General features: G+C 71.8%; 20 protein-coding genes. 11 read left to right on the forward strand and 9 right to left on the reverse strand.

The window, feature by feature from the left end:
- Positions 1-31 precede the first annotated feature (31 nt).
- Both DEW08_RS22205 and DEW08_RS22210 read right to left on the reverse strand, forming a co-directional pair.
- Positions 32-1498, reverse strand: coding sequence for a sensor histidine kinase (locus DEW08_RS22205; RefSeq protein ID WP_109331432.1), 1467 nt, complete (start codon positions 1496-1498; stop codon positions 32-34).
- Between the two features lie 421 nt (positions 1499-1919).
- Positions 1920-3359 (reverse strand): CoA transferase, encoded by a 1440-nt coding sequence (locus DEW08_RS22210; RefSeq protein ID WP_109331433.1) that lies wholly within the window; start codon positions 3357-3359, stop codon positions 1920-1922.
- A 138-nt stretch (positions 3360-3497) separates the two neighbouring features.
- Here DEW08_RS22210 and DEW08_RS22215 point away from each other — a divergent pair, with 138 nt between their 5' ends.
- Positions 3498-4700 carry a citrate synthase family protein gene (locus DEW08_RS22215; protein WP_109332332.1) on the forward strand — a complete coding sequence of 401 codons (1203 nt, stop codon included), beginning with the start codon at positions 3498-3500 and terminating at the stop codon, positions 4698-4700.
- On the opposite strand, the gene DEW08_RS22220 is transcribed toward DEW08_RS22215, so the two are convergent.
- The 3 genes from DEW08_RS22220 to DEW08_RS22230 all read right to left on the reverse strand — a co-directional run bounded on the left by DEW08_RS22220 (position 4697) and on the right by DEW08_RS22230 (position 9825).
- The gene (locus DEW08_RS22220; RefSeq protein ID WP_109331434.1) at positions 4697-6058 is read right to left on the reverse strand and encodes a PQQ-dependent sugar dehydrogenase; all 1362 of its coding nucleotides are present in this window, start codon (positions 6056-6058) and stop codon (positions 4697-4699) included. The two genes, DEW08_RS22215 and DEW08_RS22220, sit on opposite strands and share 4 nt — an antisense overlap.
- On the reverse strand, positions 6055-6483 hold the full coding sequence (locus DEW08_RS22225) for a DUF2231 domain-containing protein (protein WP_109331435.1): 429 nt from the start codon (positions 6481-6483) through the stop codon (positions 6055-6057). The genes DEW08_RS22220 and DEW08_RS22225 overlap by 4 nt, the downstream gene beginning before the upstream one ends.
- 189 nt (positions 6484-6672) lie before the next feature.
- Positions 6673-9825 carry a carbohydrate-binding domain-containing protein gene (locus DEW08_RS22230; protein ID WP_109331436.1) on the reverse strand — a complete coding sequence of 1051 codons (3153 nt, stop codon included), beginning with the start codon at positions 9823-9825 and terminating at the stop codon, positions 6673-6675.
- Positions 9826-10321: 496 nt separating this feature from the next.
- On the opposite strand from DEW08_RS22230, the gene DEW08_RS22235 reads away from it, so the two are divergent.
- The 3 genes from DEW08_RS22235 to copM all read left to right on the forward strand — a co-directional run bounded on the left by DEW08_RS22235 (position 10322) and on the right by copM (position 13328).
- Positions 10322-11602, forward strand: coding sequence for an SEL1-like repeat protein (locus tag DEW08_RS22235; RefSeq protein ID WP_109331437.1), 1281 nt, complete (start codon positions 10322-10324; stop codon positions 11600-11602).
- Positions 11603-11636: 34 nt separating this feature from the next.
- Positions 11637-12746, forward strand: a complete 1110-nt coding sequence (locus DEW08_RS22240) for a TAXI family TRAP transporter solute-binding subunit (RefSeq protein WP_109331443.1) — start codon at positions 11637-11639, stop codon at positions 12744-12746.
- A 114-nt stretch (positions 12747-12860) separates the two neighbouring features.
- Positions 12861-13328 (forward strand): CopM family metallochaperone, encoded by a 468-nt coding sequence (gene copM / locus DEW08_RS22245; protein ID WP_109331444.1) that lies wholly within the window; start codon positions 12861-12863, stop codon positions 13326-13328.
- A 16-nt stretch (positions 13329-13344) separates the two neighbouring features.
- Here copM and DEW08_RS22250 read toward each other — a convergent pair whose 3' ends face one another.
- A complete protein-coding gene (locus DEW08_RS22250) occupies positions 13345-14640 on the reverse strand; it encodes an NAD(P)/FAD-dependent oxidoreductase (protein ID WP_109331446.1) in 1296 nt (431 codons plus the stop codon).
- Positions 14641-14871: 231 nt separating this feature from the next.
- Between DEW08_RS22250 and DEW08_RS22255 the strand changes: the two genes are divergently transcribed.
- Positions 14872-15771 (forward strand): LysR family transcriptional regulator, encoded by a 900-nt coding sequence (locus DEW08_RS22255; RefSeq protein ID WP_109331447.1) that lies wholly within the window; start codon positions 14872-14874, stop codon positions 15769-15771.
- A gap of 70 nt (positions 15772-15841) precedes the next feature.
- Here the strand turns inward: DEW08_RS22255 and DEW08_RS22260 are convergent, their stop codons facing one another.
- Complete coding sequence (locus DEW08_RS22260; protein WP_109331452.1) at positions 15842-17185, reverse strand: glutamine synthetase family protein; 1344 nt, start codon at positions 17183-17185, stop codon at positions 15842-15844.
- A 154-nt stretch (positions 17186-17339) separates the two neighbouring features.
- Between DEW08_RS22260 and DEW08_RS22265 the strand changes: the two genes are divergently transcribed.
- The 4 genes from DEW08_RS22265 (at position 17340) to DEW08_RS22280 (ending at position 21319) form a co-directional block, all read left to right on the forward strand.
- On the forward strand, positions 17340-18620 hold the full coding sequence (locus DEW08_RS22265; RefSeq protein ID WP_109331453.1) for an NAD(P)/FAD-dependent oxidoreductase: 1281 nt from the start codon (positions 17340-17342) through the stop codon (positions 18618-18620).
- 205 nt (positions 18621-18825) lie between these two features.
- Positions 18826-19752, forward strand: a complete 927-nt coding sequence (locus DEW08_RS22270; RefSeq protein ID WP_245986876.1) for a hypothetical protein — start codon at positions 18826-18828, stop codon at positions 19750-19752.
- A gap of 84 nt (positions 19753-19836) precedes the next feature.
- Complete coding sequence (locus DEW08_RS22275) at positions 19837-20445, forward strand: hypothetical protein (protein WP_109331454.1); 609 nt, start codon at positions 19837-19839, stop codon at positions 20443-20445.
- A 109-nt stretch (positions 20446-20554) separates the two neighbouring features.
- The gene (locus DEW08_RS22280; protein ID WP_109331456.1) at positions 20555-21319 is read left to right on the forward strand and encodes a metallophosphoesterase; all 765 of its coding nucleotides are present in this window, start codon (positions 20555-20557) and stop codon (positions 21317-21319) included.
- A gap of 21 nt (positions 21320-21340) precedes the next feature.
- Here DEW08_RS22280 and DEW08_RS22285 read toward each other — a convergent pair whose 3' ends face one another.
- Together DEW08_RS22285 and DEW08_RS22290 are read right to left on the reverse strand one after the other, a co-directional pair.
- Positions 21341-21748 (reverse strand): hypothetical protein, encoded by a 408-nt coding sequence (locus DEW08_RS22285; RefSeq protein WP_109331457.1) that lies wholly within the window; start codon positions 21746-21748, stop codon positions 21341-21343.
- A 182-nt stretch (positions 21749-21930) separates the two neighbouring features.
- Complete coding sequence (locus DEW08_RS22290; protein WP_109331458.1) at positions 21931-22341, reverse strand: flagellar basal body rod protein FlgC; 411 nt, start codon at positions 22339-22341, stop codon at positions 21931-21933.
- 149 nt (positions 22342-22490) lie between these two features.
- Between DEW08_RS22290 and DEW08_RS22295 the strand changes: the two genes are divergently transcribed.
- Both DEW08_RS22295 and DEW08_RS22300 read left to right on the forward strand, forming a co-directional pair.
- Positions 22491-25184 (forward strand): tetratricopeptide repeat protein, encoded by a 2694-nt coding sequence (locus DEW08_RS22295; RefSeq protein WP_109331459.1) that lies wholly within the window; start codon positions 22491-22493, stop codon positions 25182-25184.
- Positions 25185-25309: 125 nt separating this feature from the next.
- Positions 25310-26185: a PP2C family protein-serine/threonine phosphatase gene (locus DEW08_RS22300; RefSeq protein WP_245986878.1), complete on the forward strand. Its 876-nt coding sequence runs from the start codon at positions 25310-25312 to the stop codon at positions 26183-26185.
- Positions 26186-26188 lie beyond the last annotated feature (3 nt).

Raw genomic sequence — 26188 nt, forward strand, 5'->3', positions numbered from 1 at the left:
CGGACCCGCACCGCCCATCTTGCGGACAGGCTCAGGCCGACAGGCGCGGCCGGGCCGGCTCCGCCGCCAGGGCCGGTTCGCCCCGGGCGGCCGGCAGGCGCAGCGTGACCGCCGTCCCCTGCCCCTCGCGGCTGTCGATGGCGATGGTCCCGCCGAGCGGCCCGGTCACCGCGTTGTGGACGATGGAGAGCCCCAGCCCATAGCTGCGGCCGATCCGGCCGTCGGTATAGAAGGGGTCGAAGACATGCCCCAGATGCTGCGGCGGGATGCCCCGACCGTCGTCGGCCACCCGGATCTCGACGGCCCCCTCCCCCGCCGCGCGCGCCCGGATGGTGACCGTGCCGCTCCGCCCGGCGGGGAAGCCGTGCTGGACGGCGTTCCGCACCAGCTCGCGCAGGACCATCTCCATCATCTGCCATTGCGCCGTGACCGCGAGCGGCGGCGGCGTCTCGACCACCAGCGACACGCCGGGCGCCAGCATCCCCGGCAGCGCCTCCCTCAGGGTGTCCAGCAGGTCGCGGACCTCCAGCCGCCGCGGCGGGCCGCCGGCGTCGGCGACGAGCTGCTTGAAGGTCTCCATCAGCCCGGCCATCTGCTGCGCGTTGTCCAGGACGATGCCGTTGCCCTCGCGTACCAGGGCGATGAAGTCGGCGAGCTCGGACCGCCGCAGCGTCCCCTGCCCCACCCGCCCGGCGAAGGCGGCGACCGCCTCGTCGAGATGGCTGGTCAGCGACAGCACCGTGCCGAGCGGCGTGTTGATGCGGTGCGCCACGTTCGCCACCAGCCGGCCGAGCGCCACCGTCCGCTCCATCTTCGCCAGCTCGGCCTGGGTCTGCGTCAGGCTGGCATAGGCGGCGGCGAGGTCCCGGTGGGTGCGGCGCAGCTCCTTGTAGGAGGCGGCGAGGTCCAGGTCCCGCTGGAAGGCGCGGCGCCAGTACTGCTCCAGCACATAGCTCAGCCCCAGCGACATGGCGGTGGTCAGCATCCCCACCGGCAGGGTCGCGGTCAGCGGATCCGGCCGGACCTGGGACAGCGGCCACGCGATCATCGGCAGGATCACCGCCATCGCGGCCTCCAGCAGAACCAGCCGCTTGCCGAAGGCGAAGATCCCCATCAGGAAGACCATCACCCAGATGCCCACCGTGGCCAGCGGGAAGAGGGTCGGCGCCGTGGCGTTGCCGAACGCGAGCAGCACGGCGACCAGGAAGGTGCCGGTGCCGACCGCGAGGTGGAAGACCCGGTCGAGCACCCGGCCGAAGGAGCCGGCGATCAGCGCCAGCAGCACCGCCATCGCACCCAGCCGGTAGCTGGAGCTGATCCAGGTGGCCTCCGGATAGAGGCTCCAGTCCGAGATCAGGCGGATGCACAGCACCAGGATGATCAGCAGCGCGAAGAGGCGCAGCGCGATCCGGTCCCGCTCCGCCGCCCGCGCGCCATAGGCCGTGGCATCGGCGCCGCTGAACCTGACCGGCCTGAGGAAGGCGAGAGCCGACTGCATCCGGACGTCCCGATGGTGACCGCATGCCGCGGCCGTACCCCGTTATTGGTAGGCCCGAAGGAGGGGGAGTCAAGGGACGGCGGGACCGGGAACAACCCTTAGGAGGCCGGGGCGCCCATCGTGCCGGACAGGGCGCATTGTGCAGCCACCATCTCCCGCACAACGGGTTGTTTTCTGCTTTCCGTCTTTTTGTTCAAGCGGTTGCGAAGACTTCCCCTCCCCTTTGCATTGTGCATCGGCTGCACGATCGGGCCTTTCGCCGCCACGCGGCGGTCCCTCCTGCGGTGGCGCACGGGGCGCGCCGCATGGCAGACCGGCACGGGGGACGGTGACGGACGCAGACTAAAGGTTGAGCGGGAGCCGGACAAGGACGCGCGGAAAAACGCCTTCCCGCCCGGACCGCCGCGCCGAGTCCATCCGCTCACCACCGTGCGTCGTCGATGCCGAGCGGCCCGGCGGGGCGGTCCCAGCGCAGCGCAGCGCCTTCCACCGACAGCGGCGGCTTCAGGCGCAGCGCCGGTCCCCAGCCGGTGGCCTCCGGCCGGTCCGCGAAATCGTCGCGGGCCGGTCCCTCGATGAGCGGCCCGTCCTGCGGCCCCGGCAGCGAGACCAGCAGCGCCGCCACGCGGGCGAGCGAGCTGCGCCAGCGGGATCCCCGCCCGGTCAGCAGCCGCCGCGTCAGCCCGCGCAGCGCCGCGGTGGCGAGCAGGCAGCCGGCGGCATGGTCGAGCGCCTGGACCGGCAAGGGCTGCGGACGGTCGGCGCCATGGCGGCGCATCCCTTCGGCCGCGATGCCGCTGCTCATCTGCACCAGGCTGTCGAAGCCGCGGCGCAGGCACCAGGGGCCGGTCCAGCCATAGGCGGCGAGCGACACGTCGATCAGGCCGGGCCGGATCTCCCGCCGGGCCGCGGCATCGAGGCCGAGCCGGTCGAGCGCGTCGGGCCGGTAGCCGTGGACCAGCAGGTCGGCGCCGGACAGCAGCTCCGCGAAGCGCGCCCGGCCGCCGGGATCGCGCAGGTCGAGCCGTGCCCGCCGCTTGCCCGGCGTCACCTCGGGCAGGACCGCCGGCTCGTCCCAGCCCGGCGGGTCGAGGCGCAGCACCTCCGCCCCGAAGCCGGCCAGGAAGCGGGTGGCGACCGGCCCGGCAAGGACGCGGGTCAGGTCCAGCACCCTCACCCCGGCGAGCGGCCGGGCGGGCGTGCCGGCCGGGCGGACGGCGGGACCGGCCTCCAGCGCCTCGCACCACAGCAGGGGTTCGGCGGCCACCGCCTGTCCCTGCGGGTGGCGACGCCAGCCGTCAAGGTCGCGCATGGCCGCGGCGCAGCCGCCGCGCTCCACCACGGCGGCCTCCAGCGCATCGGCCTGCCAGCCGGCGACCGCGCCGGCCACCGCCGCCCGGTCGGCTCCCCGGCCGGCCGCCCTGCCGGCCGCCACGCCGAGCACCGCCAGCGCGGCGTCGCGATGGTGCGGGGCATTGGTGTGCAGGCGGACCCAGCCGTCCCGCGCCGCGTAGTCGCCGGCCACCGGGTCCCAGGCCGGCGGCAGCGCCCAGCCCTGCGGCTTCAGCGAGGTGCCGAACCACAGCGAGGACAGGCGGCGGTCGACCGTCACCGCGGGGACGCCGCCGAAGGCCGTCGCCCGATATTCGGCGACCGCCAGCCCGACCGCGGCGGTCGCGGCGGCGGCGAGATCGCTGACGGCGAAGACGGACGGCAGCTCGCCCCCGCCGCGGATGTCGAGGGCGGGGAGGAAGCGGTCGCCGCCGCCGGCCGCCCGCCACAGGACGGCGGCGGCTTCGGCTGGACCGCGGGCAAGGGGGAGGCGTGTCGCGGAAGCGGGTTCCGCGCTGGTCGGCGCCATGGGACGCTCCATCGGGTTGTGGCCGTCGTCGGTCGGGAAGACGGCTTCACTTCATCGCGCCGGCCGGATATCGTCAATCTTGATTAAGTCGATCAATATCAGCGACCGGCCGTGGCGGCCGGCGGCGGGGACAGCCAGATGACCGGGTACCTGTCGGCGGAGGAGGCGGCGAGGCGGCTGGGCGTGTCGCGCCAGACTCTCTACGCCTATGTCAGCCGCGGCCTGCTGCAGGCCGTACCGGCGGAGGATCCGCGGCAGCGCCGCTATCTGGCCGAGGAGGTCGCGCGGCTGGGAGCGGAGCGCAAGCGCGGCCGCAAGCCGAAGGAGGTCGCGCGCGCGACGCTGGACTGGGGCGCGCCGGTGCTGGAATCGGCCCTCACGCTGATCAGCCGGGGACGGCTCTACTATCGCGGCCGGGACGCGGTCCTGCTGGCGGAGACAGCGACCCTGGAAGAGGTGGCGGCGCTGTTCTGGGGCTGTGCGGCCGGGGAGGCCTTCCCCGCCCGGCCACCCAAGGCGCTGCCCGGGTACGGCGCCCTGCTGCCGCATCTCGGCGCCTGCCCGGCGGGCGAGGCGCTGCCCACCCTGCTGGCCGCCGCCGCCACGGACGAGGCGACGGCCTCCTGGCGGCGGGACGACCCGCGGCTGCCGGCGAACTGCGGCGGGCTGGTGCGGCTGCTGTTCGCCGCGGCGCTGCGCAGCCGCCCGGACGCCGGGCCGCTCCACCGGCAGCTCGCCGCGGCCTGGGGGCTGGACGGGCGCGGCGCCGACCTCGTGCGCAGGGCGCTGGTTCTGTGCGCCGACCATGAGCTGAACGCCTCCTGCTTCACGGCGCGCTGCATCGCCTCGACCGGGGCCAGCCTGCGGGCGGCGGTGATCGGCGGGCTCTGCGCCCTGTCGGGCAGCCGGCACGGCGCGATGACCACGCGGATCGAGCATTTCTGGAAGGGCCTGTCGGCGGCGGAGCCGGCGGCGGCACAGCTTCGGCGCCGGCTTGCCGCGGGGGAGGAGATTCCCGGCTTCGGCCACCCGCTCTATCCGGAGGGCGACGTCCGCGCCAAGGCCCTGCTGGCGCGGCTGCTGCCGGAGTATCCCGAAGCGGCGGAGCTGGCGCGCGCCGCCGCCGACCTGACGGGGCGGGCACCCTCGATCGACTTCGCCCTGGTCGCGCTGCGGCGCCACCTCGCCCTGCCGGAGGGCGCCGCCTTCATCCTCTTCGCGCTCGGCCGCTCGGTCGGCTGGATCGCCCAGGCGCTGGAGCAGCGGGGGACGGACCAGCTCATCCGCCCCCGCGCCGTCTATGCCGGACCGCAGCCGGACCGGCCGGAAGGACCCGCTTAAGGCGGCGGGGCGCCCGGCCGCGGCGGCTCCCCGACGGCGGAGGAGCGCTGCGCGGGCGTGACGCGCCACACGGTGTTGGACAGATCGTCGGCGACGATCAGGGCGCCCCGCGGATCGACCGTGACGCCGACGGGCCGGCCGCGGGTCTTGCCGTCCTCGCCGAGGAACCCGGTCACCACGTCGACCGGCGGACCGGCCGGGCTGCCGTCGCGGAACGGCACGAAGACCACCTTGTACCCGCTGGGCACGCTGCGGTTCCAGCTGCCATGCTCGCCGACGAACACCCCCTCGGCGAAGCGGGCGCCCATCGCCGGAGCGGAGAAGGCGACGCCGAGCGCCGCGACATGCGCCCCCAGGCTGTAGTCCGGCCGGATCGCCGAGGCGACCTTCCGCGGGTCCTGCGGCTGCACGCGCGGATCCACGGTCTGTCCCCAGTAGCTGTAGGGCCAGCCGTAGAAGCCGCCTTCGCGGACCGAGGTGAGGTAGTCGGGGACGAGGTCGGGGCCGAGCTCGTCGCGTTCGTTCACCACCGCCCACAGCGTGTCCGTGCCGGGCTGGATGGCCAGAGCGGTCGGGTTGCGGATGCCGGTGGCATAGGGCCTGTGCGCGCCCGTCCGGGCGTCCACCTGCCAGATCATGGCGCGGTCGACCTCGGCCTCCATCCCGCGCTCGGTGATGTTGCTGTTGGAGCCGATGCCGACATAGAGGAAGCGCCCGTCCGGGCTGGCGGCCAGCGACTTGGTCCAGTGGTGGTTGATCGCGGAGGGCAGGTCGGTGACCTTGACCGGCGGCCCGTCGGCCTGTGTCTGCCCGTCGCTGTAGGCGAACCGCACCAGGGCATCCTGGTTCGCGACGTAGAGCTGGCCGCCGGCCAGCGCCAGCCCGTATGGCGCGTTCAGGTTCTCGGCGAAGACCGTGCGCTCCTCGTAGGCGCCGTCGCCGTCGCGGTCCCGCAGCAGGGTCAGGCGGTTGCCGCTCTTGACCGGGGTCGTCCCCCTCGCCTTGATGACCCCGGCGATGACGTCCTTCGGCCGCAGCGCCGGCGCCCCGCCGCCGCGCCCCTCGGCGACGAGGATGTCGCCGTTGGGCAGGACGAGGGTCTGGCGCGGAATGCCGAGGCCGGTGGCGATGGGCGCGACGGCATAGCCGTCCGGAACGGCCGGCCGCCGGTCGCCCCACGGCGCGGGATCGGCGATCTTCATGCTGGGCAGCAGGCCGCGCTGCGGTTCGGGAAGGCGCGGGTCGGCGCCATAGCCGGGCGGCGCCGGATCGTTGTCGCAGGCGGACAGCAGGGCCGCGGACAGCAGGGCGGCCAGCAGGATGGCGGGGCCGGCGGCCGGCGGGCTGGACCGTCTCATGGCCGGCCCCCCGCGCGAAGGCTGGAGAAGCCGACCCAGGTCGCCAGGACCGCCAGCACGGCGACGACCGCCGAGAGGACGAGCCCCTCCGGCATGCTGCCCCACGCGTCGCGCGCATGGATGAACGAGCTGTTGAGGCCGAGGACGAAGACGGCGAGCAGCAGCAGAACATAGAGGAGGGGCCGCCCGCCGCGCCGCGGCGCCCGGACGAGGTCGACCAGCCCCCACGACAGCGCGAGGCCGGCAAAGACCATGCCGGCGGCGATCAGCCAGGCGGCGAAGTTGCTCCACTGGATCTGCTGCGTGCGGGCATAGGCGACGTCGCCGAGCAGGCCGCCCAGGAACAGCGGGACGGTGCTGGCGAGCAGCACCGCATGGACGGGATGGATCGCCCTCGGCGGTCCCTGGACGAAGGTGGCAGCCACGGCGTCTTCTCCTTGCCCGGCGGGGCCGTGCGCCGGACTGCGCAGGGACCATCGCGTAGGTAATGCGGGCAAGGGGCGCTTGTTCCGGGCTGCCGCCCGCCGGACCACGCCGCGGCCCGGAGCGCCGCGGCAGCACCTGCGGGCGGCCGGGATCCCGACGGGACCGGTCCCGGCCGTCCCGCGCGCCGGTCAGACGCCGTCCCAGAAGGTCTGCAGGCTGCCGACGACGCCGTAGGCGTCGGCCCCCATCTTCACCCAGGCCAGATCATGGATGCCCATCTCGAAGGCCCTGGACGATGCCTGCAGCGAATAGTCGCCCCAGTAGGGGTTGGTGAACATCGGGTTGGCGTAGACGTCCTGGTACCCGTAGCCCGGCACGTTGTAGGTCAGGTTCTTGTCGATCACGAAGGTGCCGGGGCTCAGCAGCTCGACGTAATCGTCGAGCGGCAGGGTGCCGACGACGACGTTGCCGGTGATGCTGTTGTTCAGGAGGTTGCCGGCAGCCCCATGCTTGGGCGCCCATTCCAGCCGGATGAAGTCCTCGATGTTGCTGGCAAGCACCGCGAAGTTGTTGGTCACCACGTTGTTGTCGCCGCCATGGATCTGGATCGAGGCCCAGTCGGCGTCCTTGATGAAGTTGTCGCGCACCGTGATGCCGCCGGCCATGTCGTCCAGATAGACGCCGAACCCCTTGTGGTTGTGCAGCCACTGGTCGCTGTTGCTGGTCGCCAGGCCGCTCGCATGCTCGATCCGATTGCCCTGGATGATGTTGCCGGTGTCCTTGCTGGACCGGCCCAGGATTTCGATGGCGCCGCCATCCGCGGTTTCCAGTCCGGTGTAGCTGATCTTGTTGTACTGGATGATGTTGTTGTAGTTCACCGTGTTGCTGGTGCCGCCGTAATCCTTCAGCGAGATGCCGTAGCGGGCGCTGTGGTCGATGTCGTTGTTGGAAATGAGGTTGTTGTCGACGCCGGTGCCGAAGATCCCGGCCACCGCCTTGCGGAACTCACCGATGTTGCTGATGCTGTTGGCGTAGACGTTGTTGGCGTTGCTGCGGCCGTCCAGTTCGATCCCGTTGTTGGCCAGGTGGTTCATCGCGTTGTGGGCGACGAAGTTGTTGGACGAGCCGGCGGTCAGCTTGATGCCCGTCCCGACATTCTGGAAGACGTTGTCGCTGATGTAGTTGTGCTGGGCGTTCGTCAGCACCAGGGCGTTGCCGTCGGTGGTGGTGTTGGTGAAGGTGAAGCCGTCGATGGTGACGTTGCTGGTGCCGTTCAGGCGGATCAGCGTGCCGAGCCGCGGCACCTCGACGCCCGACGCCTCGAAATGGGCCGGGTCGGCCGGCTTGTAGACCAGCTTGCCGTCCGACGGGCGCCAGGCGAACTCGCCGGCCTGATCGACGAAGGCGGCGTTGTTCAGCAGCTTGTAGGTGGTGCCCTCGGCATAGGACATGCCGGAGCCGGTCTTCATGGTGATCAGGCGGGTCGCGTCGTTGACCGAGGTGATGGTGGAGAGCACGTCGCCCAGCCGCTCGGCGTCCATCACCTGGATGATGGTGCCGGGGGCGATGTCCGACGCCTTCATGTCGCCGGTGTGGTAGCGGATGGCGAAGCGACCGTCGACGCCGCTGCCGCCGGCATCGGCGAACATCCAGCCGGAGGTGACGTCGCCGTTGTCGTAATGGCCGAGTTCCGCCAGATGCTGGCGCTGGCCGCCGACGATCAGGTCGAGGTAGGAGGCGGCGGACAGCTTGGCCGCATAGATGCCGTTGCCCTCGTCGACGAAGCCCTTGACCACCTCGCCGCCGCTCAGCGTCACCTTCTCGCCGGGGTAGTTCTTGAAGCTGTGGCCGTTGTCGAGCCCCGTCAGTTCCAGCGTCTTGGTCAGGTGGTAGGTGCCGCCGCGGACATAGGTCGTGTCGATGTCGCTCGCCCGCATGGCGGCCTGCGCCTTCTCCAGGCTGGCGAAGGGGCCGTCGGTGCCGTCGGCGTTGGGAACCGCCAGCTTGCCCGACCAGGTATCCTTGCCGTTGGCGGCCACGTAGAAGGCCGGCCCCTTCGGCGCGGTGATGATCGGAGCGGGCGAGAAATACTCCGGCCCGGCCTTGAAGTTCAGGGCGCCGCCCCAGTAGAGCCCCTCCTGCCCCTTCACCACGTCCTTGCCGTCCACGGCACCCTTGTCATAGGTGACCATGCTGGCGTCGGTCGAGGCGATGGTGTGGCCGGCGATGCTGATCGACTTGACGAACAGGTTGCGGTCCTGGCCGTTCGCCCAGGAATCGTTGTCGTACCAGACCTGGACGGTGTGACCCTTGGTCGGGTCGATCTCCGCATCGAACTTGTAGGCGGTGGTGCTGGTGGCGCCGACCTTGGCGTCGCCGATCACCTTGCCGTCGACCAGCAGCTTGAAGTGCGGCGGGATGCCGCCGGCCGAGGCGCCCGACGCGTTCACCACGATCTCGACGGTGGCCTTCGGCGGCGGCGGCGGAGGCGGGGGCGGCGGGACGTAGGGGCCGCCGAACACGTCCTCCGGCAGGCCGAAGCTGAGCGCGCCGCCCCAGTAGAGTCCCTCCTGCCCCTTGACCACGTTGCGCCCGTCGACGGCGCCGATGTCGTAGGAGGCGAACTCGCTGGTCGACGCGAAGGTCTGGCCGTCGACGTCGATCGACTTCACGAACAGGTTGCGGTCGACGCCGTTGACGTTGTCGTCGTTGTCGTACCAGATCTGGATCTTGTGGGCCTCGTTGGGGTTCACGTTGGCGGTGAACTTGTAGTCGGCCGCGGTCTGGCTGGTGACCCAGGCGTCGCCCACCACCGTGCCGTCGACCAGCAGCTTGAAGTGCGGGGCGCGGCCGCCGGCCGGGACGCCCCAGGCCTTGACGGTGATGGTGGTCGTCATCACCGGCGGGGCGTCGTCGCCCGGCACCGGGGCGGGGGCGAAGAAGGCGGCGGGCAGCGGGACGTTCAGCGCGCCGCCCGAATTCATGTCGGTCTGGCCGGTGACGACCTTCAGCCCGTCCACCGCGCCGGTGTCGTAGCGCACCGAATTGTCGATCGACAGGATGGTGTTGCCGTTGATTTCGAACGACTTGACCGACAGGTTGCGGTCCTGGCCGTTGATGACGACATCGTTGTCGTACCACAACTGAAGGTTATGAGCCTGGTCGGCCGCGACCTTGGTGGTGAAGACGTAGCGGGACTGGCTGGTCGACGTCACGTAGGTCTGCCCGATCTCCTTGCCGTCCAGGCGCAGCACGAAGTGCGGCCAGACACCGGCGGCCGGCGTCCCCCATGCGTTGACCGCGATGGTGACATCGATCAGTTCGCCCGAAACGGTTGCCATGGAGAACCCCCTTCATGCTGCTTTCAACTTGTGCACGTGGAGGGTGCAAGGGCTTGCTTACCTGTTTCCTAACACTTTTGGTTAAGAAAAAATGAGTAGGCGGTCCTGGTCGTGATAAAAAAGGGACCGTTCCCTCTCATAAGGGATACTCCTTACGGTCCTGCTTCATTTCGAAATTGGTTATTCTTTTCAAGCAAAGCCGGCGCTCTTCCATCGGAAGTGGCAACCAGACCGGCGGAGGAACCGCCGCATCCGATCAGGACCGGAAACAAGGCAGTAATCCCCCTCCTGCCACAAAACTGAAACCTCCACCATGGGATGGTTGTTTTTCTTGGTTGCTTCCATAAAATTAGGAAATACAACTCTGCTCCAAGATAATTTCTCCGCATTTCTGACAGTTGATTTGATTTCTCAAAGGCGTTTTCCTCAAATCCCAAACAATGCGGCAGAAGAAGACAGCCGCAGTTCAGCGATATTTCTTCGGGAGGGCCTCACCATGGCGGAAGAGCGGTGCGGCGGCCGGGCCTGCGGTCCCGGCCCGGGCCGGCTGGGATGCGGCCTTATCCTGCTGGGTGTGCTGGCCCTGCCGCCGGCGGCCGGGGCCGCCTCCCTGGAATCGTGGCTCGGCTCGCATGAGGCGCAACCGCCCGGCGCCGGTCCCGCCCCGACGCCTGCCCCGACAGTTGTCCTGCCGCAGTCCGGGGCCGGCGGCAGCGGCGCCGACGCGTCCACCGACTGGCGCCTGATGCCGTTCCTGGCCGTGCTGGCGCCCGACGCGGTGGCCGGGCAGCCGACGCCGCTGTCGATCGCCGTGCTGTCCCCCTACGGGCAGCCCAACGCCGGACAGGAACCGCAGACCTACATCCTGATCGCCGATATTCCGGACGGGGCGGCGCTGTCGCAGGGCAGCGAGACCGCGGAGGGAACCTGGCGCGTGCCGCTGGAGGCGCTGCCGCGCCTGACCATGACGCTGCCGCCGGACGCCACGGGCAGCGTCACCCTGCATATCACCGCGGTGACCGACCATGGCGGCGGGGTGATCGCCAGGCAGTCCAAGGACCTGACCATTCCGGTCCTGCAGACGGCGGCGGTCCAGGCCTCGGCCGGCGCGCCGCCGGCCCAGGGCGGCACCTCCTTCGGCGTCGAGGCCGTGCCCCTGCCGGGCCGGTCCGGCGGCGAGCCGGCACCGGCCGCCTCCCAGGCGGCCGCAGCGGAGCCGGCCGGGGAGACCGCCCGGGATGAAACCGCCGGGAACGAGACGGCCGGGGACGAGACGGCCGGGACCAAGGCGACCCCGGCCAAGGGGCCGGCCCCCGAACCGCCGCCCCCCGACGGGCCGCCCGCCGCCCAGCCGCCCCCTGGACAGCCGCCCCCCGGCCAGCCGGTCGCCATCGCCGCCCTGGCACCGCCGCCGCCGCCCAAGGCCGAGACGCCGCCGGCCCGGCCGCAGGAGGTGGTGCAGCGCCCGGCGAAGCTGCCGGCGGGCATCGCCGAGGCGACGCTGCTGAAACGGGGCGACGCCCTGTTCGCCCAGGGCGACCTGACGGGCGCGCGGCTCTATTACGAGATGGCCGCCGCGGGCGGCAATCCGAAGGCGGCGCTGGCGCTCGGCCGGACCCACGACCCTCTGGTGCATGAACGGCTGCGGGTGCGCGGCCTCGCCGCCGACCCGGAGCAGGCCGCCTCCTGGTACCGCAAGGCCGCCGCCGCGGGCGACGCCGAAGCCGAACGGAATCTGCAGAAGCTGACCGACTGGCTGGCCGGCAAGGGCCGGTGACGGACAGGCCGGGAGACCACAGGGGGCGCACATCATGGGCATCGCAACCACCACCGGCGGCAGGCTCGTCCGCAAGCTGCTCCTCGGGCTTCTGCTCGCCGTCGCGGGCGGGCTGCCGGCCGGCGCCGCCGATCCGCGCGGGACGAGCGCCAACGGCGGCACGGTCGGCGTCGTGTCGGGCGGGGTCGAGGGCACCTATGTGCGCATCGCCAGCGATCTCGCCTCCGTGCTCGACGACGGCGACGCGCTGCGCATCCTGCCGATGCTGGGCAAGGGATCGGTGCAGAACCTGAAGGACATCGCCCTGCTGCGAGGCATCGACGTCGGGATCGTGCAGTCCGACGTGCTGGCCTATGCCAAGCGGGAGCGGCTTCTGCCCAACATCGACCGGCGGATCAACTACATCGCCAAGCTCTACAACGAGGAGTTCCACATCCTCGCCGGCCCGGACGTGAAGAGCATCGGGGACCTGGCGGGCAAGGCGGTGAACGTCGACGTGCAGGGCAGCGGGACGCACATGACCGCCACGCTGATCTTCGACATGCTGGGCATCCGGGTGCGGCCGGAAACGACCGACCAGACCGTGGCGCTGGACCGGCTGCGCAAGGGCGAGATCGCCGCCATGGCCTATGTCGCCGGCAAGCCGACCCGCCTGTTCCGCGACCTGAAGGCGGGCGACGGGCTGCATTTCCTGCCGGTGCCGCTGTCGGCAGAGCTTCTCGACACCTATCTGCCCTCCCGCCTGACCAGCGCCGACTACGAGGGGCTGATCAAGCCCGGCGAGGAGGTGGAGACGGTCGCGGTCGGCGCCGTGATGGCGGTCTATGGCTGGGAGCGCAACACCGACCGCCACCGCAAGGTGGCGCGCTTCGTCGACGCCTTCTTCGGCCGGTTCGACGAGTTCCTGAAGGCGCCGCGCCATCCCAAATGGAAGGAGGTCAACCTCGCCGCCACCATCCCCGGCTGGACCCGCTTCGAACCGGCGGAGGCCTGGCTGCGGCAGGCGTCGGCCGCCGGCGGGCCGCAGGGCGCGGCGGTGAAGCAGGAGTTCGAGACCTTCGTGTCCCAGCGCGGCATCCCGCCCCAGCAGGCGGAGAAGCTGTTCGAGCAGTTCCTGCTGTGGCAGGCCCGGTCGCCGCAGTGAGCGGAGCCCGGCGGTCAGCGGAGCGCCGACCATCAGGGCCCCCTAATGGAACCACCCCGGCCGCACCGGCGTTGAGGCGGCAACGACCTTTCAGCGCCGGAAAAGGAGCCCGCCATGAAGACCGCCGCGCTGCTGCGCGCCGCCTGCCTGCTGTCCCTCGGCACCGCCCTGCTCGCCCCGCCCGCCCTCGCCCAGGGACCTGCGCAAGGCCAGGGACAGGCCCAGGGGCAAGGCCATGGCGGACCGGGGATGCCGGGCCATCCCCGCGGCACGATGCAGCAGGGCATGCCGGACGGGGCCATGCCGAAGGACCCGACCGCGCGCGCCTACATGGACGCCATGCGCCGGATGAACCATGCGATGATGGCGGTGCCGATGACCGGCGACGCCGACCGCGACTTCGCCGCCATGATGCTGGAACACCACAAGGGCGCCATCGACATGGCCCGGCTGGAGGTCGAGCACGGCAGCGATCCCGAGTTGAAGCGGATGGCGCAGAAGATGATCGACGACCAGACCAGGGAAGTCGAGAATCTCCAGGACTGGCTGAAGCGCCATCCGACCGGGGCCGTCAGGCGGTGACGGCGGGGCGGGCGCGTCAGAACCGCGCCTCGACCAGATGGACGAGCTGGGCGCCCACCTCGTAGGCGGCGCCCTTCGCTGCGCGCAGCGGCGGGGCGCCGACCGGCGTCGCCGGCAGGGGCAGCTCGTCCTCCGCGATCTCGCCCAGCAGCAGGCGGGCGAGCAGCCGGCCCGAGACGGTGCCCGGCGAGATGCCGCGGCCGTTGAAGCCGCACATGGCGAACACGTTGCGGTCCAGCTTGTGGAAGCGCGGCAGGTTGTCGGTGGTCATGCCGATCCGCCCGTACCATTCGGACTCGAACCGCAACCCGTCGATCTCCGCGCCGAACTGCGGGAACAGCGCCTTCAGCGCCCGCCGGGACCAGGATTTGTGGATGGCGGTGCCGGTGCCGCGCAGGGCGCCGACGCTGCCGAACACCAGCCGGCCCGCCTTGTCGAAGCGGAAGGAGCTGAGCACCTCCTTGGTGTCCCAGCAGCCCTCGCGGCCCGGCAGGATGGCCGCCAGCATCTCCGCCGGCAGCGGTTCGGTCGCGAAGTTGAAATAGGGCAGGTAGATCTGCTCGCCGCGCAGTTCCGACCACGGGCCGGTGCCGTAGAAGTCGGTCGCCACGATCACCCGCTCCGCCGAGACGGAGCCGCCGGCCGTGCGGATCCGCCAGCGCCCGTCCGACTGCTCGGCCGCGACGGCCGCGCTGCGGGTGTAGAGGCCGGCGCCCGCCTTCAGCGCCGCGGCGGCAAGACCGCGGGCGTAGGCCAGCGGCTGGATCGTCCCGGCCCGCAGGTCGAGCAGCGACCCGGCATAGGCGGCGGTGCCGACCCGGCGCGCCGTCTCCGCCGCGTCCAGCAGCTTGACCGGCGCGCCGCGCGCCTGCCACTGCCGCTCGCGGTCCTCCAGTTCGCTCAGCCCCGTCGCGCCGACCGCGCAGTGCAGGGTGCCGTTGTGGACCGCCTGGCAGTCGATGCCGTGGCGCCCGATGATGTCGAAGACGAGGGCGGGGCCGTTGCCCAGCGCGTCCAGCAGCCGCTCGCCGTAGACCGGGCCGAGCACCTCGATCAGCGCGTTCGGCATGACCCACATGCCGGCGTTCACCAGCCCGACATTGCGCCCGGCGCCGCCGAAGCCGATCTCCACCGCCTCCAGCAGGGCGACGCGGGCGCCCCCCTCGGCCAGATGCAGCGCGGCCGACAGGCCGGTGTAGCCGCCGCCGATGATGCAGACGTCGGCGGCGACGTCGCCCGCCAGCGCCGTGGTCGCCGGGGCGGGCGGCGCGGAGGTTTCCCAGAGCCCGTGGGTGCGCGGGTCGTTCAGCATGTCGGATCGCCCCCTCGCGGGGTCCCTGTCCGGGGTGGCCATGCGCCGGTTGGAGCCGCCGGGTCATTCCGATTGCTCAATCGGAGGCACCCGACAGTCGGTCCGGCGACGGCAGAATTGGCTTGCAGACCGCAATTTCGCTTGAACGGAAGTGTAATCCAAATAATCAATTCTCAATACCTCATTCGCCTCCGGAATGAGGTGCCCCGACGCGACATTCCCCGGACCGCCATGCAGAGCCCGCGCCGCTTCCTGCCCTCCCTGCCCCTGCTCTCCGCCTTCGAGGCCGCCGCCCGCACCGGCAGCATCACCGCCGCCGCCCGCGAGCTGTCGCTGACGCAGAGCGCCGTCAGCCGCCAGATCAAGGCGCTGGAGGAACAGCTTGAGGTGCAGCTCTTCCACCGCGAGCGCCAGACCATCCGCCTGACGCCGGGCGGCGACACCTATGCCCGCGAGATCCGCGACGCGCTGCGCAAGATCACCAGCGCCTCGCTGAACCTGCGCGCCAACCCCTATGGCGGCACGCTGACGCTGGCCATCCTGCCGACCTTCGGCAACCGCTGGCTGGCGCCGCGGCTGCCGAAGTTCCTGGCGGCCAACCCCGGCATCACCATCAACCTGCTGACCCGCATCACCCGCTTCGATTTCCGGCTGGAGCCGGTGGACGCCGCCATCCATTTCGGCACGGCGGACTGGCCGGGGGCCGACGTGGCCTTCCTGCGGCCGGAGACGGTGGTGCCCGCCTGCAGCCCGGAGCTGCGCGACCGCTTCGCCTTCCGCGAGCCGGCGGACATCCGCAAGGCGCCGCTGCTGCACCTGACCTCGCGTCCCGACGCCTGGGAGCGCTGGCTGGAGACCTACGGCGTGGCGGCGAACGCCGTGCACGGCATGCTGTTCGACCAGTTCGCCACCGTGGCGCAGGCCGCGATCTCCGGCCTGGGCGTCGCGCTGCTGCCGCTGTTCCTGTTCGAGGAGGAGCTGGCGAGCGGCCGGCTGGTCCCGGCGCTCGACCTGCCGACGGCGAGCAGCGCCTCCTACTATCTGGTCTGGCCGACCGACCGCGCCACGCATCCGCCGCTGATCGCCTTCCGCGACTGGCTGCTGGAGGAGACCGCCCCCGACCGGCCCTGAGGCGGGCGCCCGGGGCGGGGGCGGGACGCGGCCGTCTCCGCCCCCGTCTCCGCCGGGGTGCCTTGCGGCGTCAGACGTTCAGCAGCAGGTTCTCCCGCTCCCACGAGCTGATGACGCGGTTGTAGGCCTCGTACTCCGCCTCCTTCACGACGGTGAAGGCGTCGATGAACTTCTCGCCAAACACCTCCTTCACCGGACGGCAGCTGTTGAACTTGCTCAGCGCCTCCGACTGGTGCCGCGGCAGCGTGAAGGCCAGCCGGTAGGCGGAACCCTTCACCGGCTCGGTCGGTTCCAGCCCCTGCACCATGCCGAGATAGCCGCAGGCGAGCGATGCGGCGATGGCGAGGTACGGGTTGGCGTCGGCGCCGGCCACGCGGTTCTCCACCCGGCGCGAATCGGCGGGCGAAACGGGAACGCGCAGGCCGGTGGTGCGGTTGTCGCGGCCCCAATGGACGTTGATCGGCGCGTCGGAGTTCGGCACCAGCCGCCGGTAGGAGTTCACGTTGGGCGCCAGCAGCGGCATGACGTAGGGCAGGTACTTCTGCAGCCCCGCGACATGGGCGTGGAACAGCGGCGTGTCGCTGCCGTCGGGGGTGGCGAACAGGTTGCGCCCCTCGGCGGCGTCGACCACCGACTGGTGGATGTGCATGGCGCTGCCCGGCTCGCCCTGCATCGGCTTGGCCATGAAGGTGGCGTAGACGTTGTGGCGCAGCGCCGCCTCGCGCGCCGTCCGCTTGAACAGGAAGGCCTGGTCGGCCAGCTCCAGCGGCTCGCCGTGGTTGAAGTTGATCTCGATCTGCGCGGCGCCGGCCTCGTGGGTCAGCGTGTCGATGTCGATGTCCTGCGCCTCGCAATAGTCGTAGACCATCTCGAAGATCGGATCGAACTCGTTGACGGCGTCGATGCCGAAGGCCTGCCGCCCGCTCTCCACCCGGCCGTTGCGGCCGACCGGCGGGACCAGCGGATAGTCGGGATCCTTGTTGACCTGCACCAGGAAGAACTCCAGCTCCGGCGCCACCACCGGCTTCCACCCGCGCTCGTCGTAGAGGGCGAGGACGCGCTTCAGGACATGGCGGGGCGAGAAATCGACCGGGCTGCCGTCGGCATAGACGCAGTCGGTGATGACCTGCGCCGTCGGCTCCTCGTACCAGGGGACGAAGCGGATCGTCCGCTCATCGGGGATCATGTAGATGTCGGAATTCTCGTCCGACGTGACGTCGTCGTCCTCCGGATACTCGCCGGTCACGGTCTGGACGAAGATCGCCTCGGGCAGGCGCAGGCCGCGGTCGCGCAGGATGCGCAGGAACTTCTCGGCCGGAACGATCTTGCCGCGGGCGATGCCCGACATGTCGGGGACAAGACATTCAACCTCGGTAATGCGGTTCTTCTTGATGAAGTCTTCCATAAATCCCATGAGACTGGTGGACCGCTCCGAGCGATGGGCAGCCCCCTCCCTTCCGTTGACGACGGGAACCAGTATGCCGCTGCGGCGGGGTGTCGCGCCAGAGGGGACCGGCGCCCCGGCTGCCCCATTGACGTTTTACGCGGGCCGATCCTAACTCCCTGCCATGCCGAAGCCGACCCACCTGCGATCCTGGTACGCCGATACCGCCACCCCGCACCCCCGCCATCCCGCGCTGGAGGGGGAGGAGAGCTGCGACGTCTGCGTCGTCGGCGGCGGCTACACCGGGCTGACCGCCGCGCTGGAACTGGCCGAGCAGGGCTATTCCGTCATCCTGCTGGAGGCCCACCGCGTCGGCTGGGGCGCCTCCGGCCGCAACGGCGGGCAGATCATCACCGGCTACAACAAGCCGATGGCGACCATCGAGCGCTGGGTCGGGCGCGAGGACGCCCGCCGCCTGTGGGAGCTCGGCGAGGAGGCCAAGGCCCAGCTCGCCCTGCGGGTCGAGCGCCACGCCATCGCCTGCGACCTGACCTGGGGCTTCGCCTACGCCGCGGTGAAGCCGCGCCACATGGGCGACGCGGCGGAGCTGGAGCGCGAGATGCGCGAGGGCTACGGCTATGACCGGGTGCGGCAGCTCGACCTCGCCGGCATCCGGGGGGTGGTCAATACGGACTCCTATGTCGGCGGCCTCTTCGATTCGGGCAGCGGTCATCTCCACCCGCTGAACTACGCGCTGGGGCTGGCGCGGGCGGCGGCGGCGGCCGGCGTGCGCATCTTCGAGGACAGCCGCGTCACCGCCATCGACAGCGGGCCGCGGCCCCGGGCGGCGACGGAACGCGGGCGGGTGACGGCGCGCTTCCTCGTGCTGGCCGGCAACGCCTACCTCAACGGGCTGGTGCCGTCGCTGGCGCCGATGATCATGCCGGTCGCCACCTACATGATCGCCACCGAGCCGCTGGGCGAGGAGCGGGTGACCGCCCTGCTGCCGACCAACGCGGCGATCAGCGACATGAACTTCACGCTGAACTACTACCGCCGCTCCTCCGATCACCGGCTGCTGTTCGGCGGCGGCGTCAGCTATTCCGGCATCGACATGCCGCGGGTCCGCCAGTCGATGCGGACCAAGATGCTGGGCGTGTTTCCCGAGCTGCGCGACGTGCAGGTGGAGTATTTCTGGGGCGGGCGCGTCGCCATCACGGTCAACCGCATGCCCCAGTTCGGCCGGCTGTCGCCGACCGTGCTGTTCGCGCACGGCTATTCCGGCCACGGGGTGGCGCTGGCCGGCATGGGCGGCCGGCTGATCGCCGAGGCGGTGCGCGGCACGGCGGAACGGTTCGACGTCTTCACCCGCATCCCCCACACCGCCTTCCCCGGCGGCCAGCGCCTGCGCACGCCGGCGCTCGTCCTCGCGATGCTCTGGTTCCGCCTGCGCGATCTGCTGTAGGGTAGGCGACCAGCCATGGAACAGCGCCGCCCCGGGGAATGATGACCGTGCCTCCTGACAGCGACCAGGGACCAGACAGCGACGCGGGAGCGGGCGCGCAGGAGACCGCCGCAGCGGAGAACGCCACCACGGAGGGTACGGCGGCGGAGAATGCCGCCGGCGGCCCGCCAGCCCCCAGGCTGCCGACGGGGCGCCCGGCGCGCCGATGCGCGACACCCATTTCGACTTCCAGCACAAGGTCTTCTCCTGCCCCGGCGCCTATTTCGCGATCGAGCCGACCAGCAAGGAGCCCGTCCTCAACATCATGCTGGGCGACCTGAACGCCGCCCTGCCCTTCCCGACGCTGGTCGAATCCTTCCAGATCGCCGAGGACAGCCACGACGCCCGGCTGCTGGAGGTGGTGGAAAAGGGGCTGGCCTACGTGAAGCAGATCCGCCCCGGCGAGCAGATCCCGGGCGAGCTGCTGGACGGCCGCGCCTCCTGGTCGGTGGAGGACAAGCACCGGCTGATCGCCAAGGGCCGCCTGATCATGCAGGTGGTCTCCTCGCTGTCCGGCAGCGAGCGGCTGGTGGTCGACGCCGACGAGCTGGAGCAGCTCGTCGAGGATCCGCAGACCACCGCCCGCATGAAGGAGGCGCTGGGCCGCATCGGCGAGAAGCTGGGGCTGACCGGCAATGTCGAGCAGTATCTGACCGACCGGGTGGACGATCTGGCGCAGGAGCTGTCCTACGTCGAGGCGCTGCGCGACCGCTTCAAGCATATCCGCGGCATCGACAACAAGCTGACGAAGCTGGAGCAGATCTACCGCAGCGACCGCACGCTGTGCAGCGAGATCGCCCGCATGCACGGGCTGCTGCGCAAGCCGCTGCGCGAGTACGACCTGGTCTTCGACCAGGCCGACGCCCAGACCGGCGAGGTCATCAACGCGCTGCGCTCCTTCGACGCCACGGTGCAGTTCATCCGCCAGATCCGCGACGACATGCGCGCCCGCCTGCTGGAATGGGAGGATCTCCTCCAGGCGTGGGACGAGATGCCGCTGGAGCGGTCGCAGGCGCTGGAGCAGCTCCAGAAGCAGACCTACCGCTTCCTCGCCAGCCGCTTCATCGAGACCAAGGTGTGGATCCGGCGGTGACGGCCTGCCGGCCGGAATTGCGTTAACCAAGAGTCAACCCTCTCCGCCGACCCTCGGCAGCAGGACGGGACGCGGGAGGGCGCCATGGCGGACGGGACGAGGATGCTGGCCGGCCTCCTGGCGGGAGGATGCCTGCTGGCGGCGGCGCTGCCGCTGCCCGGACCGGCCCTGGCGGGACCAGCCGGAGACGCGGCGGCCCCGGCCGACGAGCCGCTGACCTACTGCGCCGGCGCGGCGGCCGGGCGGCGGTGCAGCGCCTCGCTGCTGCAGCCCTTCGCCGACAACCGCGGCGGCCAGGACAGGGTCACCCTGACCCTGACGCGCGGCGGGACCTGCGACGCGCTGCACATCGCCTTCGACCAGACGATCATGCTCGACCAGCCGGTGTGGGTGGCGGCCGGCGGCCCGCGGCTGGAGTTCGCCGCCGCCGGCCGCGCCCGCCCCGGCGGCCCGGCGGTGGCGGTGAAGGAACCGCGGCAGGCGGCGCTCGGCTGTGCGGCGACGGCGCGGCTGGTGCAGGCGGCGCGGTCGGGGCTGCCGGTCCGGCTGGGCTTCCAGGTCGCGCCGCGGGGGATCACCACGGTCTATCACTGGCCGGGCCTCGCCCAGCGCGAAGTGGCGCTGCCGCTCGACCGGCTGGCCGACGCACTGGACCGGGCGGAGGCCGCGGCAAAAGGCGTGGCGGCGGACTGACCAAGACCTCGAAGGCACGACAGCACTAATCCCGGCGCTCTCTTGACGCAGGGGGGCGGGCGGCACCAGGTATGACGCCGGCTTCCTCCAGTCTTGAGCAGGTGACGGCGTGTTGAACATTGCGCGCAGGCTGTGGCCCGAATCGAAGCCGGTGCCGGCTTCGGTTCCCCGCGGCGTGCGAGTCTACGCGGTGGGCGACATCCATGGCCGGCTCGACCTGCTGGACCAGCTTCTCGGCCAGATCCAGCGCGATGCCGCCCTGGCGCCCGACCGGGTGAAGTATCTGGTCTTCCTCGGCGATTATGTGGACCGCGGCCCCCATTCCAGCCTGGTGGTCGAGCGGCTGGCGACCTGCCCGCTGCCCGGCTTCGGCTCCGTCCACCTGCGCGGGAACCACGAGGCGACGATGCTGGGCTTCCTGCGCGACATCCGCGTCGGGCCGGACTGGCTGGCCTATGGCGGGACCGCGACGCTCGCCAGCTACGGGGTCCCACCCCCGTGCGAGGACGCGCCGCCCACCTTCATGGCGGAGGCGCAGCGCCGGCTGACCGCCGCCCTGCCGGCCCATCACCGGTCCTTCCTGGCCGGGCTGCGCACCAGCCTCAGCATCGGCGACTATCATTTCGTCCATGCCGGCGTGCGTCCCGGCGTGCCGCTCGACCGGCAGAGCGACGACGACCGGCTGTGGATCCGGCGGGAATTCCTGGAATCGCGGACCGACCATGGCAAGGTGATCGTCCATGGCCACACCATCGCGCCGGAACCGGACATCCGCGCCAACCGCATCGGGATCGACACCGGCGCCTTCGCGACGAACCGGCTGACCTGCCTGATCCTCGACGGGACGGACCGCCGCTTCCTCTGCACGGTCTGACCTGCGGCAGGGGGACGGAGGTTACGCCCCGCTCTGCGTCAGCAGCGTGGTCAGCCAGCGGAAGTTGGAGCCGTCGCCCGCCTGGATGGCACTCGCCACCACCTGGGCGGCCGGGTCGCCGCCCTGCGGGTCGGGAGTCGCCTGCCCGGCCTGCGCCGTCTCCGCCCCGTTCTCCTCCTGGGCGAACAGGGTCACCGCCCCGACGCCGAGACGGATCGCCGGCTGCACCGGCTGGGTGGCCGAGCCGGCGTTCGGCTCGCCGTCCCCGGTGCCGGTCCCGCTGACGCCGTTGAGCGCCTCCAGCATCGCGGCGAACTGGCCGGCCAGTTCGCCGGCGCCGCGGGACGCGCCGGTGCCTTTGCGCTCCAGGACCTCTTCGGCCCGGATGCGCATCGACTGGGCGGCCTCGCTGCTGGCCATCATCGTCATGGGACCAACCCCCGGCGACGGATTAAGACGCTGCCGGTACCCAAGCAAGTTCCGCGCCAGGGAATGTCACAAGCGGGGACGAGGCTTTCCGCCGATCGCCGGTCCGCCACCCGGCAGAATCTTCCCGGTGCCCCGGCAGAAAATTCCGCCCGACCCGGCAGCGTCTGCCGGTCGGCCCGCCGTCAGACCTTGGCGTTCAGCAGCGACTTCAGCATGTCGTCCTGGGTGCGGACCACCGCGATGTTGGCGCCGTAGGCCCGGCTGGCGGCCATCTGGTTCACCCGCTCCTGCGCCGGATCGACATTCGGCGCGGCCACCATGCCCCGTGCGTCGGCATAGGAGGCGTCCGGCTCGTATTCCTGCAGGTAGGCGGGAGTGATCGGCGTGAAGGAGGCCCTGGTCCCGGCCGGGGTCTGGCTGGTCTGCGCCACGCCCAGCGGCTGGTAGGCCTGCGGCTGCCCGTCCGGCACCGCGCCGGCCGCGTCGGGGACCGCCCCCTTGCTGCGGAGATTGGCGACGTTGGAGGCCGACGCCTCGACCCGCCGCGTCTGGGCGGTCATCCCGCTGAGGGAGGTTCCGATGCTGCCGGCCATGGGAATGCCGCCTCGCTGCCGATGCCAACCGGGGCAGTCTACCACGTCCGGAACGCTTTGCCAGCCGCCGGCCACGCGGTTTGACTGGACGGGACGGCCCGCTCTGCGCGACAAGACGGCTTCGCATTCCGTTGGACCGCAGGGGATCCATGGCGACCATCGCCGAAGCCCTGGCGCTCGCCGCCGACCACCATCAGGCCGGCCGGCTGGCCGAGGCAGAGACGCTCTACCGCCGCATCCTGGAGGCGGATCCCGAGAACGCCCCCGCCCTGCATCTGCTGGGCGTCCTGGCGGCGCAGCTCGGCCATTTCGCCGCGGCGGCCGAGCTGATCGGCGAGGCGATCCGCCACAACCCGTCCGTGCCGGACTATCACCGCCACCGCGCCATGGCGCTCGACCGGCTCGGCCGGACGGAGGAGGCCGCCGACGCCTGCGCCGCGGCCGCCGGCCTCGCCCCCGGCCACGCCGACACCCTGTTCAACCTGGGCGTCCTGCTCGACCGGCTGGGCCGGCGGGGCGAAGCCGCCGACGCCTTCGCCGGCGCGCTGGACGCCGATCCCGGCCACGCCGGCGCCGCCAACAACCGCGGCCTCGTCCTGCGCAGCCTGGGGCGGGAGGAGGAGGCGGCGGAGAGCTTCGGCCGCGCCGGGCGGATCGACCCCGGCTTCGCCGCCGCCTGGTACCATCAGGCCCTCGCCCTCACCGCCCTGGGGCGGGAGGAGGAGGCGCGGACCGCGCTCCGCCGCGCGGTCTCCGCCGATCCCGCGCTGGCCGGCGCCCAGGTCAACCTCGCCAACGCGCTGCAGACCGCCGGCCGGGCGGAGGCGGCGGCGCGCCATTACGACCATGCCCTGCGCCTCGATCCCGGCCTCGCCGCGGCGTGGCGCGGCCTCGCCTCCCTGCGCCATGGGCAGGGCCGCTTCACGGAGGCCGCCGCCGCCTATGGCGAGGCGATCCGCCGGGGGACGCCCGATCCCTTCCTGTGGAACGCGCTGGGAACCTGCCGGATGGCCGCCGGGGACGGTGCGGGCGCCGCCGCCGCCTTCACCGCCTGGGCAGCCGTCGACCCCGGCGACGCGGAGGCGCACTACGCCCTGGCCGTGGCGGCGGCGCGGGCGGGGGACGATGACGGCGCCGAGCGCGCCTACCGCCGCACCGTCCGCCTCGTCCCCGGCGACAGCCGGCCGCCCGGCAATCTCGCCCTGCTGCTCGCCGGGGCCGGGCGCCACGGCGAGGCGATCGCGCCGCTGCGGCTGGTGGTGACGCTGAACCCGACGCTGGCCGAGCCCTGGTACAATCTCGGCGTCTCGCTGCGGCTGGAGGAGCGGGGCGCGGAGGCGGTGGAGGCCTACCGCCGCGCCCTGATCCTGCGGCCGGACGACCTGGCCGCCGCCTACAACCGCGCCGTCGATCTGCAGGAGCTCGGCCGGATCGAGGAGGCCGCGGCCGGCTACCGCCGGGTGCTGGCGCTCGCCCCCTGCCACGGCGAGGCCCACTGCAATCTCGCCAGCGTCTTGCGGGCCGCCGCCCGCTATGCCGAGTCCACCGCCGGCTACCGCCATGCCCTGGATCTGGAGCCCGGCAGCGTGGCGGCCCACCGCAACCTGCTGTCCGCCATCCTCTACGACCCGGCCTGGACGGAAGCCCGGCGCTTCGCCGAGCACCGCCGCTTCGAGGAGCGGCACGCCCGGCCGCTCTATGCGCTGGCCCGGCCGCCGGAGGTCGTGCCCGACCCGGAGCGCCGGCTGCGCATCGGCTACCTCTCCTCCGACTTCCGCGAGCATCCGGTGGGACGGAACCTGGAGCCGCTGCTGGCCAGCCACGACCACGGCAGGGTCTTCGTCGCCTGCTATGCCGACGTGCCGCGGCCCGATGCCGCGACCGTCCGCTTCCAGGGCCATGCCGACCTGTGGCGGCCGATCGCCGGCCTGTCCGACGCCGAGGTGGCGGAGCGGATCCGCGCCGACCGCATCGACGTGCTGGTGCTGCTGGCCGGCCGCTTCGACAACAACCGGCCGCTGGTCGCCGCCTACCGCCCGGCACCGTTGCAGGTCAGCCTCTATGACGGGGCGACCAGCGGGCTGGAGGCGATGGACGCCATCCTGACCGACCGGGTGATGACCCCGCGCCACGGCGCCGAGCTGTTCACCGAGCGTCCGGTCCGCCTGCCCACCCTCTACGCCTATTCCCCGATCCCCGAGGCGCCGGAGGTGACGCCGCCGCCGCTGCTGGACCACGGGACGGTCACCTTCGGCAGCTTCAACAACCCGGCGAAGCTGTCGGACGAGGCGCTGGCCCTGTGGGCGCGCGTGCTGCGGGCGGTGCCGGGTTCCCGCCTCGCCCTCAAGTACAAGAACCTCTACGCCGCCCCCGGCCTGCAGGCCCGCATCCGCGGCGTGCTGTCGGCCGGCGGCGTCGATCCCGCCCGCGTCGTCACCCCCGCCGCGGTGCAGGAGCGGCAGCACCACCTGGCGCTCTACCGCGGGGTGGACGTGGCGCTCGACCCCTTCCCCTTCTGCGGCGCGACCACGACCTTCGAGGCGCTCTACATGGGCGTGCCGGTGGTGACGCTGCCGGGCGCCAACATGATGAGCCGCTGGTCCGCCTCGCTGCTGGCCGCCGTCGGGCTGCCGGACCTGATCGCCGGCACCCCCGACGACTATGTGCGGATCGCGGCCGGGCTCGCCGGCGATCCGCGGCGCCTGTCGGAGCTGCGCGCGGCGCTGCGCCCGCGCATCCATGCCGCCCCCTTCCTCGACGGGCGCAGCCGTGCCCGCAACATGGAACGCGTCTGCCGCGCCCTGTGGCGCCGCTGGTGCGCCGGGCGCCCCGCACAGCGTTGAAGGCGGCCCGGCGTCGAGGCGGCCCGGCGGGCGCCGCCGGCCGGTCAATCGCCGCTGTATCTTTTGCGGGCCTTGCGCCATGATCGGGTGTGGAACCGGGCGGTTTTTCGCCCGGAACCTGCGTCATGAACAGCCGCGCCGCCGGGGTCGCCGTTTCGATGGTCTATGCCGCTTTCGACCTGCCCGACTTCCACCTGATCGCCGCCGGGCAGACCGATGTCGGCCGGACCCGCTCCCGCAACGAGGACGGCTTCGACCTCGACGAGGCGGCGGAGTTCGCGGTGGTCTGCGACGGCATGGGCGGCCATGCCGGTGGCGACATCGCGAGCCGGACGGCGGTGGAGGCCGTCGCCGGGGCGTTGCGCGACTTCATGCCGGCCGCCAGGGCCGCATCGGACCGCCCGCCGGCGCCGGCCGACGACCATGACTGCACCCTGTCCGAGCCGGCCGGCGGCACCTCCGTCCTGCACGAGGCGGTGTCGGCGGTGCGCGCCGCGGTGCAGGAGGCCAACCAGCGGATCCACCGGCAGAACCGCGAGCGCGGCTATGCCGACGGGCGCGGCATGGGCACGACGCTGGTCGGCTATTGGCGGGTGCCGGGCACCGCGAAGCTGGTCGCCTTCCATGCCGGCGACAGCCGCCTCTACCGCCTGCGCGACGGGGAGCTGCTGGCCCTGACGCGCGACCACAGCCTCTACCAGATGTGGCTGGACAATGGCGGGACCGGCGTCGCCCCCCAGCGCAACATCATCGTCCGCGCGCTGGGCACCGGAGGGGCGGTCGAGCCCGACATCTGCCTCTACTCGCTGATGCCGGGCGACGTCTATCTGCTCTGCTCCGACGGGCTGAACGGGCTGGTGCCGGATGCGATGATCACCCGCATCCTCGCGCGGGAGCCGCAGCCGCGCGCCGCCTGCGCCGCCCTGGTCGACGCCGCCAACGCCGCCGGCGGGCTCGACAACATTACGGTGGTGGTCGCCCGGCTGGTGCCAAGGGCCTAGGCG

It is taken from the genome of Azospirillum thermophilum (assembly GCF_003130795.1).
GTDB lineage: Bacteria > Pseudomonadota > Alphaproteobacteria > Azospirillales > Azospirillaceae > Azospirillum > Azospirillum thermophilum.

Coding starts and splice junctions, on each gene's coding strand:
- DEW08_RS22240 (WP_109331443.1), top strand. CDS start 11,637: ATGGGCATCGCAACCACCACCGGCGGCAGGCTCGTCCGCAAGCTGCTC.
- DEW08_RS22230 (WP_109331436.1), bottom strand. CDS start 9,825: ATGGCAACCGTTTCGGGCGAACTGATCGATGTCACCATCGCGGTCAAC.
- copM (WP_109331444.1), top strand. CDS start 12,861: ATGAAGACCGCCGCGCTGCTGCGCGCCGCCTGCCTGCTGTCCCTCGGC.
- DEW08_RS22220 (WP_109331434.1), bottom strand. CDS start 6,058: ATGAGACGGTCCAGCCCGCCGGCCGCCGGCCCCGCCATCCTGCTGGCC.
- DEW08_RS22270 (WP_245986876.1), top strand. CDS start 18,826: ATGCGCGACACCCATTTCGACTTCCAGCACAAGGTCTTCTCCTGCCCC.
- DEW08_RS22300 (WP_245986878.1), top strand. CDS start 25,310: ATGAACAGCCGCGCCGCCGGGGTCGCCGTTTCGATGGTCTATGCCGCT.
- DEW08_RS22285 (WP_109331457.1), bottom strand. CDS start 21,748: ATGACGATGATGGCCAGCAGCGAGGCCGCCCAGTCGATGCGCATCCGG.
- DEW08_RS22235 (WP_109331437.1), top strand. CDS start 10,322: ATGGCGGAAGAGCGGTGCGGCGGCCGGGCCTGCGGTCCCGGCCCGGGC.
- DEW08_RS22295 (WP_109331459.1), top strand. CDS start 22,491: ATGGCGACCATCGCCGAAGCCCTGGCGCTCGCCGCCGACCACCATCAG.
- DEW08_RS22255 (WP_109331447.1), top strand. CDS start 14,872: ATGCAGAGCCCGCGCCGCTTCCTGCCCTCCCTGCCCCTGCTCTCCGCC.
- DEW08_RS22265 (WP_109331453.1), top strand. CDS start 17,340: ATGCCGAAGCCGACCCACCTGCGATCCTGGTACGCCGATACCGCCACC.
- DEW08_RS22250 (WP_109331446.1), bottom strand. CDS start 14,640: ATGCTGAACGACCCGCGCACCCACGGGCTCTGGGAAACCTCCGCGCCG.
- DEW08_RS22205 (WP_109331432.1), bottom strand. CDS start 1,498: ATGCAGTCGGCTCTCGCCTTCCTCAGGCCGGTCAGGTTCAGCGGCGCC.
- DEW08_RS22290 (WP_109331458.1), bottom strand. CDS start 22,341: ATGGCCGGCAGCATCGGAACCTCCCTCAGCGGGATGACCGCCCAGACG.
- DEW08_RS22210 (WP_109331433.1), bottom strand. CDS start 3,359: ATGGCGCCGACCAGCGCGGAACCCGCTTCCGCGACACGCCTCCCCCTT.
- DEW08_RS22215 (WP_109332332.1), top strand. CDS start 3,498: ATGACCGGGTACCTGTCGGCGGAGGAGGCGGCGAGGCGGCTGGGCGTG.
- DEW08_RS22275 (WP_109331454.1), top strand. CDS start 19,837: ATGGCGGACGGGACGAGGATGCTGGCCGGCCTCCTGGCGGGAGGATGC.
- DEW08_RS22260 (WP_109331452.1), bottom strand. CDS start 17,185: ATGGGATTTATGGAAGACTTCATCAAGAAGAACCGCATTACCGAGGTT.